This is a genomic window from Terrabacter sp. MAHUQ-38, from assembly GCF_014518425.1.
In the GTDB taxonomy this organism is placed as follows: Bacteria; Actinomycetota; Actinomycetes; order Actinomycetales; family Dermatophilaceae; genus Terrabacter.
Map to the genome: position 1 here is coordinate 634,772 of NZ_JACVCU010000003.1, position 12,331 is coordinate 647,102.

Sequence of the window (12,331 nt, forward strand, 5' to 3'; positions counted from 1 at the left end):
TCAGCTGCTCACTCGGCGTGCCGGTCGGCGTTGGCGTGGATGGCGTCGCGGACGTATGCCGCGAGCCCCGGCTCCTGGTCGTCGTACGTCTTCGTGAACCGCGGGTCTGCGACGTACATGTCGGCGAGCCCGCGGTGGAAGTCGTGGTCGATGTCGTAGAAGCGGTCGTTGATGTGCCGGCGGTGCTGCTCGGCGGCATCCATCGCAGCCTCGCTCGTCGCGGGCTCACCGGACCGTTTGGCCGCGACGAAGGCCGCTCCGACCGCCTCCATCTCGGCCTTGACCTCGGCCCAGTCGGCCTTGGTGTAGCGCTTGACGCGCGCGGCCGACTGCTTCCACGCGTCGGTGTGACCCCAGCGCTCGTGGGCCTCCTGCTGGTACTCGTCCTCGAAGCCGTCGCCGAAGAGCTCCTTGAGGTCTTCGGGGGTGGCGGGTTCGTTGCTCATCTCTCTCTCCAGTGCTCGGTCGATGGCCACGACGATGTCGGTGAGCTCGTCGAGCCGGGTCATGACCGCTTCACGTTGCCGACGCAGGTGGGCCACCGCGTCCTCGCCGTTGTCGAGCAGCGTCGCGATCTCCTCCAGCGGCATCTCGAGCCGCCGGTAGACCACGATCTGCTGCAACCGCGTGAGGTCCTCGTCGGTGTAGAGCCGATAGCCCGCCCGCGAGCGCTCGCTCGGGGTGAGCAGGCCGATCTCGTCGTAGTGGTGCAACGTGCGCACCGTCACGCCGAACACGTCGGCCACCTGCCCCACCGTCCAGGTGGTCATCTCCTGCGTCCTTCCGGTCATGCCACGAGGTTCACGCCTCACGTCGCGTGAGGGTCAAGTCCCTTTCGCAGAGGGCGTCCCCGGAGCCCGCGAGGGCGGTCGACACCGAGCCCTCCCAGCGTATGCCGGGCGCCTAGAGTGAGCGCGTGCACCGTCGCCTCGCGCTCGTCCGCCGACCCTCCCCCCGGCTCGCGGACGGGCTCGTGACGCACATCGAGCGCTCGCGCTCCGTCGACGCCGGGCTGGCCCTGCGTCAGTGGCAGGAGTACGTCGACGTGCTACGGCGGCGCGGCTGGTCGGTGGTCGAGGCGCCGCCGGTCGACGACTGTCCCGACGGCGTCTTCATCGAGGACCAGGTCGTCGTGCACGGCGACGTGGCAGTGCTGTGCCGGTCCGGTGCGCCGGAGCGCCGCGGCGAGGCGGTGGGGGTCCGGGAGGCCGTCGAGGCGCTCGGCTACCGAACGGTCGAGGTCGAGGCCCCCGGGACGCTCGACGGCGGCGACGTCCTCAAGCACGGCCGCTTCGTGTGGGTCGGGGTCGGCGGCCGCACCAACCCGTCTGGCGTCGAGCAGCTGCGCCAGGCGTTCGTCGGGCACCGCGTCGAGGTCGTCCCGGTGCCGGTGTCGAAGGTGCTGCACCTGAAGTCGGCCGTGACGGCGCTGCCCGACGGCACCGTCATCGGCCACCCACCCCTCGTCGACGACCCCAGCGTCTGGGACCAGTTCCTCGCTGTTCCAGAAGATTCCGGCGCTCACGTCGTGCTGCTCGGCGGCACGTCGGTGCTCATGTCGGCCGCTGCGCCGCGCACGGCCCACCTGCTGACCATGCGCGGGCTCGACGTGACGGTGGTCGACATCTCCGAGTTCGAGAAGCTCGAGGGCTGCGTCACCTGCCTGTCGGTCCGACTGCGCGGCTGACGGCGCGGCTGACGGCGCGGCTGACGGCGCGGCTGACGGCGCGGCTGATGGGTCGGTCGTACCGCGAGATGACTCGTCGTCGGCCGCAGCGGATGGTCTCGGCGAGGTCTAGGCTCGCGACGGGGCCGAGTCGATCAGTGGGGTGAAACCTCTCGTGGACGCTGACGTCGTCATCGTGGGTGCTGGGCTGGCAGGACTGAGGTGTGCGAGGCGCCTGACCGAGCTCGGTCACGAGGTGCTCGTCCTCGAGTCCTCCGACGGGGTCGGGGGGCGCATCCGCACCGACGTCGTCGACGGGTTCCGTTGTGACCGTGGCTTCCAGGTGCTCAACCCGGCCTATCCGGCGGTCCGGCGCTGGGTCGACATCGGCAGGCTCGACCTCAAGCCGTTCGGCTCCGGAGTCCTGGTGCGCCGCTCCGACGGCCTCCAGGTCCTCGCAGACCCGGTGCGCGAGCCCCGGCTGCTGGCGCGGACGATGCGCAGCGGCTACCTCCACCCACGCGAGCTCGCCGGCGTCACACGATGGACGGCTCGCGCGATCGCCGACCCGAAAACCATTCTGGGCCAACCGGACTCGAAGCTCTCACAGTCGTTCGACGACGCCGGCGTCACGGGTCGGCTGAGACGTGAGGTGCTCGACCCGCTCCTCGCGGGCGTGCTCGTGGACAGCCACGGCCAGTCGTCGGCCAACTTCACGAAGCTGCTCGTGCGGATGTTCGCCCTCGGTCGGCCGGCCGTGCCGGCGACCGGCATGCAGGCCCTGCCCGAGCAGGTGGCCGGCCCCCTCGGTGACCGGGTGCGGCTGGGCAGCCGCGTCGAGTCGATCACGCCTGACGGCAAGGCCGTCCACGTGGGCGTCGACGGTCAGCGGGTCACGGCCAGGGCCGTGGTCGTCGCCACCGACCCGGTCGGCGCCGCGCACCTCACCCCCCTTCCGGAACCTCCGACCCGGGGGCTGGTCACGTGGTGGTTCGACGCCCCCGAGCCCCCGCACACGCTGCCCCTCGTCGCGGTGGACGGGCGGCGCCACGACTCGACGCCACCCGGGCCAGTCTGGAACACCGCGGTGATGACGGCCGCCGCACCGAGCTACGCGCCCCCGACCAAGCACCTCGTCGAGGCGACCTGCCTGCTCGACCGTCCCGATGGCGACGCGTCCGAGGCGGACGTGCTGCGGCACGTGGGCGAGATCTACGGGCGCGACACGTCGACGTGGCAGGTCGTGACCCGACACCGTGTCGAGGCGGCCCTGCCCGCCATGACGCCGCCCCTCGAGGTCCGGGCGCCCGTCAGCCTGGGAGACGGCGTCTTCGTGTGCGGAGACCACCGTGACACCGCCTCGATCCAGGGGGCGCTCGTCTCCGGACAACGCGCGGCCGAGGCCGTCAACGCCCACCTCTGACCACCGCTGCCGGGCCCACACGGGTGCCGGCCCGGCTCACCGGCTCGAGAGCACCGCCTGGTCTGCGGACCGGTGCCCTGCCGAGCGGTGCCGTGGCAGTGCGACGAGCGCCACGGCGGCACCGACGAGGAGCAGCGCGGCGGCCGCGAGGTCGCTCACGTGCATCCCGTCGACGTATGCCGTCCGCGCCGCCTCGAGCACCGCCTCGCCACGGGCGCCGCCGAGCCGGCCCGCGACGACGACGGCCTCTCCGAGTGTCTGCGTCGCAGCCTCGTGCACCTTCGCCGGCAGCCCTGCCGGCAGCAGGGCGTCGAGCCGAGCCGCGTAGACGGCGCCGAGGATGCTGCCGAGGACGGCCATGCCGAGCGCCCCACCGAGCTCGCCGGCCGTCTCGACGAGGGCCGACACGGAGCCCGCACGGTCTGCCGGGGCCACGCCGATGGCGTACTCCGTGACGAGCGTTGCGACGGAGACCAGACCGATGGCCACGAAGGATGCGCACGCGAGGGCGACCCAGATCGTCGAGTCGGCCCCGGCCAAGCGCATGGACGCGAATCCTGCTGCGGCCACGACGAATCCGGAGGCCATGACGACGGGCCGGCCGATGCGGAGCGACAGTGCGGCTGCCGTCGGTGCTGCGGCCCCGACCGCGACGGACGGCAGCAGGCTCCACAGCGCGGACGCGAGCGGGCTGTACCCGAGCACCGACTGGAGGTACTGCGTCATGAGGATCGCGTTGCCCATGACCCCGAACATCCCGATCACCTGGACGACGACGGAGCCGCCGAAACCGCGCACCGCGAAGAGGGCCGGGTCGACCATGGGAGAGGAGATGCGCGACTGGCGGCGCGCGAAGGCCACGGACGCGCCGGCTCCGACGACGGCATACGGCAGGAGGGACAGAGAGCACCCGTCAGCAGCCAGTGACTTGAGGACGTGGATGACGGGCAGGATCGCGAGGAGCGACAGCGCGGAGCTCAGCAGGTCGACCCGGCTCATGACCGACCGCGACTCGGGCAGCAGGAAGGGGGCGACGGCGAGCAGCGCGAGCATGACGGGCACGTTGATGAGGAACACCGAACCCCACCAGAAGTGCTCGAGGAGCACGCCGGAGATGACCGGGCCGATGCCGACGCCGCCGGCCATGACGGCCGACCAGACGCCGACCGCCTTCGCGCGTTCACCGTCGTCGCTGAAGAGGTTGCGCACGATGGCGAGGGTGCTGGGCATGAGGGTCGCCCCGCCGATCCCGAGCAGTGCGCGCGCCGTGATGAGCCAGCCCGCGCTCGGGGCGTAGGCCGCCAACCCGGAGGCGAGCCCGAACGCGACTGCGCCGAGGAGCAGGAGCCGACGTCGCCCGATGCGGTCGGCGACGCCGCCCATGGTGAGGAGCAGGCCGGCCAGCACGAAGCCGTAGACGTCGAACATCCACAGCTGCTGGGTCGCGGTGGGAGCGAGCGACTCGGCGATGTGCGGCACGGCGAAGAAGAGGACGGAGACGTCCATGGAGACGACGAGCAGCGGCAGGCAGAGGACCGCAAGCGCAGTCCACTCGCGGCGGCCCGCGGTCCGCGGACGGGTGGAGGTCTGGGACATCATGACGGCCTTTCGATCTGTGTACGCAACATAGTGTTTATCTCGTACACGGAAGGTACGCCACATCTGCGTATGGCGCAAGCAGTTGGCTAGGATGAGCGCCATGACCGAGCTTCCGCGCTACCTCCAGCTCCTCTGGGACCGCGAGCCGGAGGGGCGTCGAGGCCCGAAGCCGGGACGGAACATCCAGGAGATCGGCGCCGCGGCCGTCGCCATCGCCGACGCCGAGGGACTCGACGCCGTCTCGATGAAGAGCGTCGCGGGAGCGATCGGCCTCACGACGATGTCGCTGTACCGCTACGTCGACAGCAAGGACGAGCTGCATGCCGTCATGCTGGACGTGGCCTACGGCCCACCGGGCCTCGCCTACGGCGACGACGAGGGGTGGCGCGAGCGCATCACGCGATGGTCCCGGACCATCACCGAGCGCCGGGTCAGCCACCCGTGGACCACCGAGACGCCCCAGGTCTCACCGCCGCTCACCCCGAACGCGATCGCCTGGATGGAGTCCGGGCTCGAGGCGCTCGAGGGCGCTCCGCTGACCAACCAGCAGCGCCTCTCGTCCATGCTCGCCATCGACGGCTGGGCGCAGAACCATGTGCGACAGGCCCAGCAGATGGGGCTCGTCGGCCCCGTCGACCCCGACGGGCCGCAGGGCACCTACCTGCAGATCATCGGCCAGCTCATCGACCCGGCGAGCTTCCCCCACCTGGCGAGCGCCGGCCCCGAGGCGCTCGACGACGACGACGAGGACTTCTTCGCCGAGGAGTTCGCCCGCGGCCTCGACCTGCTGCTCGACGGCATCGAGGCGCTCATCGAGCGCTCCGGCTCGGACGGCCCGGCCGCTGGTGCGGCTGGCTCGGCACCTGGCTCGCGATCCCCGCGATGAACATGTCGATGCCGAAGAGGAAGCGTTCCTCGCCGTCGCCCTCCATCATCTCCGTGAGGTGCGAGGTCATGGTCGGGAAGCGGTCCCTGGGCAGCGAGGCGAAGAACTCGCCGACCTGGTCGAAGTAGGCACGACCGAGCTCCTCGGACTCCTCGGGCGTCGAGCCGCCGAAGCGCTGCTGCATGATCCAGCCCTCGTAGGCGTCGGCGGCGATGTAGAGCGAGAGCCGGTCGAGCGCCCAGGCAGCGACGTGCACCGGCACGCCCCCTTGCAGCATCGCCGCGAGCATGGCCTCGGCGCCCGCCAGGGAGGGCTCGGTCGTCGGGATGTCGGCGAAGCTCAGCAGGGCGATGTCGGCGTGCCGGCGGTAGACCTCATGGCAGCTGAGGGCGAACTGCCGCACGCCCTCCTCCCACCCAAGGTCGGCGAAGTCGGGGAACGCGACCTCCGCGATGACGCGCTCGTGCACGCGCTGGAGCAGCTCCTCGCGCGAGTCCACGTACGCGTAGAGCGAGGCAGGGCCGGTACCCAGCTCGCTCGCGACGCGCCGCATGGTGACGCCGTCCGTCCCTTCGACATCGATGATGGCGAGCGCCACGTCGACGATGCGCTCCAGCGAGATCGGGGTGCGCGCGCGGATCTCCCGTGGCTGGGGTCGCCACGGGGGCACCGGGATCGGGCCCGCCGCCCCTGCGGCTTCCGGGTTCGTCATGCCTGCCTCCTCGTCGCCGTCCGTTGACGAACATCGTACTTGACGCGAACGTTGTTCGTGAGTAGAACAGTGTTCGTCAACCCTGTCGAACACTGTTCGCCACCGACCGGATGGAGTCCGCGAATGTCCACCCAGCTCTCCCCCAGCCCGTCCCGGGCCACGACCCCGCACCCCTGGCGCTGGGCCGCTCTCTTCGTCATCCTCGCCGCCGAGGTGATGGACCTGCTCGACGCGCTCGTCACCGTCATCGCCGGCCCCTCCGTGGTCCGCGACATCGGCGGCACGTCGACCTCGATCCAGTGGTTCACCGCCGCCTACACCGTCGCCATGGCGGCCGGCCTGCTCCTCGGCGGGCGTCTCGGCGACATCCACGGCCGCCGCCGGATGTTCCTCGTCGGCATGGCCGGCTTCACCATCGCATCGCTCGTGTGCGCCGCCGCACAGTCACCCGAGATGCTCCTCGCGACGCGCGTCGTCCAGGGCTTCTTCGGGGCCGCGATGATCCCCCAGGGCCTCGGCATGATCAAGGAGATGTTCCCGCCCGAGGAGCTGGGCCGGGCCTTCGGCGCCTTCGGACCCGTCATGGGCCTGTCGTCGGTGGGCGGTCCCGTTCTCGCCGGCTGGCTCGTCTCGTCCGACTTCTTCGGGCTCGGCTGGAGGATGATCTTCGCCATCAACGTGCCGATCGGCGTCGCCGGCCTCGTCGCGGGCCTCCGGTACCTGCCCGCCTCGGCACCGCGCCGCGACCTGCACGTCGACGTCCCGGGTTCGCTGCTCGCCACCCTCGGCATGACTTCGCTCATCGTCCCCCTCATCCAGGGACGCGAGCTCGGTTGGCCCGCTTGGTGTCTCGCTCTGCTGGCACTCTCGCTCGGGGCGTTCACGTCCTTCGCCGTCGTCGAGCGCCGCCGCGACCGGTCCGGCCTGCCCACCCTCGTCGTGCCCTCCCTCTTCGGCCGACGCGCCTTCACCTCGGGCCTGCTCACCGGCCTGGCGTTCTTCGGGTCGCTCATGGGCAGCTCGCTCGTCTTCACCCTCTTCGTCCAGCTCGGCCTCGGTTTCGACGCCCTCCACGCCGGTCTCGCCGGCCTGCCCCAGGCCCTGGGCATGACGGTCGGCTTCGGTCTCGCCCAGGCGTTCAACGCGCGCCTCGGTCGCCGCCTCATGCACATCGGCGGGGCGCTGGTCGTCGCCGGCATGGCCGGGCTCGTCGCGACCATCGGGGCTGCCGGCGCCTCGGTCGGCATCTGGACCATGGCACCGGCGCTCCTCGTCATGGGTGCGGGCATGGGTCTGACGATGGCGCCGTTCTTCGACATCGTGCTCGCGGGCGTCTCACCCGAGGAGTCGGGCTCTGCCTCCGGCACGCTGACGTCGGTCCAGCAGGTCGGTGGCGCCCTCGGCATCGCGATCCTCGGAACGGTGTTCTTCAGCCAGGTCGAGGCGGACGCGGGCCCGCCGCGCCCCGGCGCGTTCGAGTCGGCCACGCAGTCGAGCCTCTGGGTCGCTGCCGGGATGGTCGCCGTCGGCTGGTTGCTCACCTTCCTCCTGCCGAGGAGGGCCGAGCACTACGACGCACCCTGACCCTGGGCAACCACCTACCCACCCTTCGGCACCGAACGCCGCGTTCGAGCTCGAAATCACCGGTACACCACCGCGTTCGGCAGCGAACGCGGCGTTCGACGGGAAGGGGCGGAACGGCATACGCGGTCGGTCAGCCGGGCCACTCCTCGCGGAGCAGGGCCCACGTGTTGTCGTCGAGCCAGGTGCCCTCCTTGCCCAGAGACTTCGCCCGGATCGTTGCCTCGTGGCGCATGCCGATGCGGCGCAGGACGCGGTTGGAGGCGATGTTGTCGGCGTACGCGTCAGCGGCGATCCGCCGCAGACCGAGGTCGCGGAAGCCGATGACGAGCAGCTCGGCCGCGGCCTCGGCCGCGAGGCCGCGGCCGTGCACGTCGGGGTGCAGCGCGTAGCCGATCGTGCCCTCCCACTCGTCGGTCGGCGTGCGCGCGATGCTGTGGCAGGGCTCGAGCCGGAGCATCACGTCACCGACGACGCGGCCCGTGCCGGCCTCCTCGACGGCGAGGCCGAGCAGGGGCTCGGTCGCCCCCGGCAGTCCGCGCGCCATGCGGTCGCGGATCCGGGCCTCGACCTCGCCACGCGTCAGCACGTCGTGGCTGAGGTGGGCGACGACCTCGGGAAGGCTGCGAAAGGCGAGGATCGCGCCGACGTCGTCGAGGCGCAGCGGCCGCAGCACCAGCCGGGCGGTCCGCCTCGGCCACGGCAGCCGTGCGAGGTCTGGACGGGGCACTAGCGCCAGCCGCCCTCGTCGACACCGCCCGGGACGTCGGCCTCGGGGTCGTAGGGCGTGCGGGTGAACCGGAACGACGCGAGGTCGAGGTGCGAGGCGGTGCCGTCGGGGCGCCGGACCACGCGCAGCGGCTCGCCCGTGAAGTAGCCGTCGAGCCCGACCCATTCGTCCTCACCGGCCGGGGCGAAGCGTGAGCCGCGCGCCTGGCCCGGCTCGCCGAGGACGAGGTGGTCCCCGACGGCCTTGGCCACGGTGACCGACGGGCCCCAGTGCCACGTGCCGACGAGCTCGAGCACGCCGGTGTCGCCGTCTGCGTGCCACGGCTCGGGCGTACGCGGCTCCCTCTCCAGGAAGGCCTTGAGCAGCTCGGGCGCGACCAGACCCATCCCGCTCGTCGTGTTGGTGAGGATGACGACGCCGTCGCCCGTCTCCACGCCGACCCGCAGCCCCGCGAGGAAGCCGGGCATCGAACCACCGTGCCCGGCATACCTCGTGCCCTCGACGTTCCACACCTGCCAGCCGAGGCCGTGCGCCGTCGTCCACGGCTGGCCGGGGTTGTCGGCGATGGTGTGCGGCTCGTACATCTCCGCGAGGGTGTCGGCCGAGAGCACGCCGGCCGTGTCCCCGCCGGCGAAGGCGGCCCACCGAGCCAGGTCCTGCACCGTGGTCCACAGCTGGCCCGCGGGCGCCATGGCCCCGGCGTCGTGCTCGGGCTCGGGCAGCAGGACGTCGGCGAACGGGTGGACGGCCAGGCCCTGCGCCGCCTTGCCGTCGGGACGCATCGTCGTGCGCCCCATGCCGAGCGGTTCGAGCAGGTCACGGCGCAGGACGTCGAACCAGTGAACGCCGTGGGCGCGGGCCACGAGCTCGCCCAGCGCCGCGAAGCCGACGTTCGTGTAGTGGAAGCGGCGGCCGGCCCGGAAGCGTTGTCCCACCGGCGATGCGGCGAGCGCATCCCAGTCGCCCCCCGGCGTGCGCTCCCACCACGGGCCGTTCGTCTCCGCCTGGACTCCGGCACCGTGCGAGAGGAGCTGCGCGATCGTCGACGCACCGAGCCGAGAGCCGGGCACGTGCATGTCGAGCTGGTCGAGCAGGTCGAGCCGGCCGGCATCGCGCAGCCGCATCACGGCGACCGCCACGAACGTCTTCGTGATCGAGCCCATCCGGTACTGCGTGTCGATGTCGGCGACGACGCCGTCAGCCCGGCCGTCGAGGGTGCCGATGGCGTCGGACCACGCGAGCCCGCCGTCGCGCACGATGCCCGCCGCGACCGACGGCAGGCGTCCGCGACGCTGCTCCGTCGCGAGCAGGTGGTGCAGGTGACGGGCCGTCGTGGCGTCGGCGGACGAGCCGCGAGGTGCGGTGCTGGGCATGCCGCCAGAGTAGTGAGCGGACCGGCAGAGCCACCCGGCGAGCCTGCGTCGGACGACGCGTCTCACGTACAGCATCTGTTGTAGGCAGGACTCCGCCCTGCGCCGGTGGCCGGGCCCGAGGGCGGCGCGGATGCTGAGGGAGTGAACACGCCCATCGTCACCTCGCTCGGACACGCCGGCCTTCGCATCGACGCACCGGGACTTGCCATGCTCTGCGACCCGTGGATGTCTCCCGGCGGGGCGTTCATGGGGTCGTGGTTCCCCTTCCCCGACAACTCGCACCTCCGGACGGCCCACGTCCTCGACGCCGACTGGGTCGCCATCTCCCACGAGCACCTCGACCACCTCGACCTCCAGCTGCTGCGTGGGCTGCCGGAGCGCGTACGGATCATCATCCCGAGGTACCCGGCGCCGGAGATGTACAACCGCATCCGCGAGGGGGGCATCCACAACGTCGTCATCGAGCTCGACAGCTGGGAGCGGTTCCCGCTCAACGACCACGGCGACTGGGTCACCGTGGTCCAGGAGCAGTCGCCCATGTGCCACGACTCCGCCATCCTCATCGTGGCGGCGGGACACAGCATCCTGCACACGAACGACGCCCGCCTCTCGGTCGCGCAGCTGCGGCGCGTGGCAGCCGAGGCCGGGCGCCCGCCCGACCTGATGGGGGTGCAGATGTCAGGCGCCTCGTGGCACCCCATCTGTTACACCTACCCGCCCGACGTCATGCAGTCGATGAGCGCTGACAAGCGCATCGGCAAGTTCAAGGCCGTCAGCCGTCTGCTGCGGTCCGCGCCGCCCCGGATCGCCATGCCGTATGCCGGACCGCCGTGCTTCCTGGACCCCTCGCTGCAGCGGCACAACGTCCACCTGCGACCGCCCGGCATCTTCCCGGACCAGGCGCAGGCGACCGCGTTCCTGCGTGAGCGGCTGCCGAACCAGGAGGTGGCCATGCTGCTTCCCGGTGACCGGATCCACGTCGGCACCGGACTGGTCGAACGCGACCACCGTTGGGACGGCTTCTCGTTCGACAACGCGGACGGTTACCTGGCGGACTACGCAGACCGCCGACGTCACGAGATCGCGGCCGTCTACGAGGCGTACCCCGACCCGCCCCGCGGCAGCGGCCTGGCGACGCGGTTCAGCGACCACTTCGCCGCCCTGGGCGCCATGTCCGACTACTTCCTGCACCGGATCGACATGATCGTGCGGTTCGTCGTCGACGGCGCCGACGGCGGGGTGTGGGACGTGGAGCTGGGCCCGTCACGATGCCGGATCGACCTCACGGGCAGCTCGGCCCACCCCGGGTACGAGCTGCGCGTCGAGGCCCGCTGGCTCGACGCGGTGCTCACCGGGAGGATGCGGTGGGAGGACCTCTTCCTGTCGCTGCGCATCAGCGCCTCTCGCGATCCCGACCGCTACAACGACTACCTCGTCGGCCTGCTCAAGCACGCCGACGCCGGGGCGCTGGAGGCCGTCGAGAGGTACGAGACCGAACGGGATCCTCACGACACGGTCATGGTGACTGGCGAGGACGGCGCGTGGGAGGTGAGCCGTTACTGTCCCCACGCCGGTGAGGACCTGTCCCACGGAGCGATCATCCGCGACGGCGTGCTGCGCTGCCTCGGGCACAACTTCGACTTCGACCTCGCGACCGGCGAGTGCCTGAACGCGCGCTGCGACCCTCTGGTCAGCCGCCCTGTGGCACCCATCGTCGTCCCGTGACCAGGTAGCGGACGGTCCGGGCGAGCACGAGGACCGTCGCCCGGACCGAGGGGTCCGCCAGGAACATCTGGTCGACGGCGATGCGGCGCGGGACGAGGTTCTCGACGTACCACCGCTCGATGTCGACCGCCGAGTCCTCGAGGCTCACGTCGTCGCGCAGGCTGATCTGTGCGGGCCCGGTCAGGCCCGGCGTCTGGTCCAGGATCCACCTCAGCTCGTTCGGGTAGTAGGCCGCGAGCGCCGGAGTCTCCGGTCGGGGACCGACGAGCGTCATGTCGCCGCGCAGCACGTTGAGCAGCTGGGGCAGCTCGTCCAGGCTCGTCCGGCGCAGCACCCGACCGGGGCCCGTCACCCGCGCGTCACCGGACCGGGTCAGGTCGGGCCCCTCGCGGTCGGTGCGCATCGTCCGGAACTTGTACATGGTGAACTCGCGGCGCCCCGTCGTGATCCGGCGCTGCCGGAAGATGACAGGTCCGGGGCTGGTCAGGCGTATGAGCACCGCCACCACGAGCAGGACGGGCGAGAGCAGAAGCAGCGCCGTGCCGGCGACGAGGACGTCGATCGCCCGTCGCCCCTGCGACACCCCACGGGGGGTCGAGGAGCCTCCGTTGGTCGGGTAGGTCTGCGGCATCATGA

General features: G+C 71.5%; 11 protein-coding genes. 5 read left to right on the forward strand and 6 right to left on the reverse strand.

The features are described 5' to 3' along the window. Positions 1-8: 8 nt before the first annotated feature. Entirely contained in the window at positions 9-770 is a 762-nt protein-coding gene (locus H9I49_RS13985; protein ID WP_188030958.1) for a MerR family transcriptional regulator, read from the reverse strand. 146 nt (positions 771-916) lie between these two features. Between H9I49_RS13985 and ddaH the strand changes: the two genes are divergently transcribed. Then, positions 917-1,687 carry a dimethylargininase gene (gene ddaH / locus H9I49_RS13990; RefSeq protein WP_188030959.1) on the forward strand — a complete coding sequence of 257 codons (771 nt, stop codon included), beginning with the start codon at positions 917-919 and terminating at the stop codon, positions 1,685-1,687. A gap of 154 nt (positions 1,688-1,841) precedes the next feature. After that, on the forward strand, positions 1,842-3,089 hold the full coding sequence (locus H9I49_RS13995; RefSeq protein WP_188030960.1) for an NAD(P)/FAD-dependent oxidoreductase: 1,248 nt from the start codon (positions 1,842-1,844) through the stop codon (positions 3,087-3,089). 36 nt (positions 3,090-3,125) lie between these two features. Here H9I49_RS13995 and H9I49_RS14000 read toward each other — a convergent pair whose 3' ends face one another. Continuing rightward, the gene (locus H9I49_RS14000; protein WP_188030961.1) at positions 3,126-4,685 is read right to left on the reverse strand and encodes an MFS transporter; all 1,560 of its coding nucleotides are present in this window, start codon (positions 4,683-4,685) and stop codon (positions 3,126-3,128) included. 103 nt (positions 4,686-4,788) lie between these two features. Between H9I49_RS14000 and H9I49_RS14005 the strand changes: the two genes are divergently transcribed. Next, positions 4,789-5,574, forward strand: coding sequence for a TetR/AcrR family transcriptional regulator (locus H9I49_RS14005; RefSeq protein ID WP_188030962.1), 786 nt, complete (start codon positions 4,789-4,791; stop codon positions 5,572-5,574). Here H9I49_RS14005 and H9I49_RS14010 read toward each other — a convergent pair. Continuing rightward, positions 5,498-6,286, reverse strand: a complete 789-nt coding sequence (locus tag H9I49_RS14010; protein WP_188030963.1) for a TetR/AcrR family transcriptional regulator — start codon at positions 6,284-6,286, stop codon at positions 5,498-5,500. The two genes, H9I49_RS14005 and H9I49_RS14010, sit on opposite strands and share 77 nt — an antisense overlap. Before the next feature lie 123 nt (positions 6,287-6,409). Here H9I49_RS14010 and H9I49_RS14015 point away from each other — a divergent pair, with 123 nt between their 5' ends. Continuing rightward, a complete protein-coding gene (locus H9I49_RS14015) occupies positions 6,410-7,870 on the forward strand; it encodes an MFS transporter (protein WP_188030964.1) in 1,461 nt (486 codons plus the stop codon). Positions 7,871-8,000: 130 nt separating this feature from the next. Here H9I49_RS14015 and H9I49_RS14020 read toward each other — a convergent pair whose 3' ends face one another. Continuing rightward, positions 8,001-8,597: a GNAT family N-acetyltransferase gene (locus tag H9I49_RS14020; protein ID WP_188030965.1), complete on the reverse strand. Its 597-nt coding sequence runs from the start codon at positions 8,595-8,597 to the stop codon at positions 8,001-8,003. Beyond that, on the reverse strand, positions 8,597-9,970 hold the full coding sequence (locus H9I49_RS14025; RefSeq protein ID WP_188030966.1) for a serine hydrolase: 1,374 nt from the start codon (positions 9,968-9,970) through the stop codon (positions 8,597-8,599). The genes H9I49_RS14020 and H9I49_RS14025 overlap by 1 nt, the downstream gene beginning before the upstream one ends. Positions 9,971-10,111: 141 nt before the next feature. Here H9I49_RS14025 and H9I49_RS24480 point away from each other — a divergent pair, with 141 nt between their 5' ends. Then, positions 10,112-11,695, forward strand: a complete 1,584-nt coding sequence (locus H9I49_RS24480; protein ID WP_188030967.1) for a Rieske 2Fe-2S domain-containing protein — start codon at positions 10,112-10,114, stop codon at positions 11,693-11,695. On the opposite strand, the gene H9I49_RS14035 is transcribed toward H9I49_RS24480, so the two are convergent. Next, positions 11,661-12,329: a sugar transferase gene (locus H9I49_RS14035; RefSeq protein ID WP_223128677.1), complete on the reverse strand. Its 669-nt coding sequence runs from the start codon at positions 12,327-12,329 to the stop codon at positions 11,661-11,663. The two genes, H9I49_RS24480 and H9I49_RS14035, sit on opposite strands and share 35 nt — an antisense overlap. Positions 12,330-12,331: the final 2 nt, after the last annotated feature.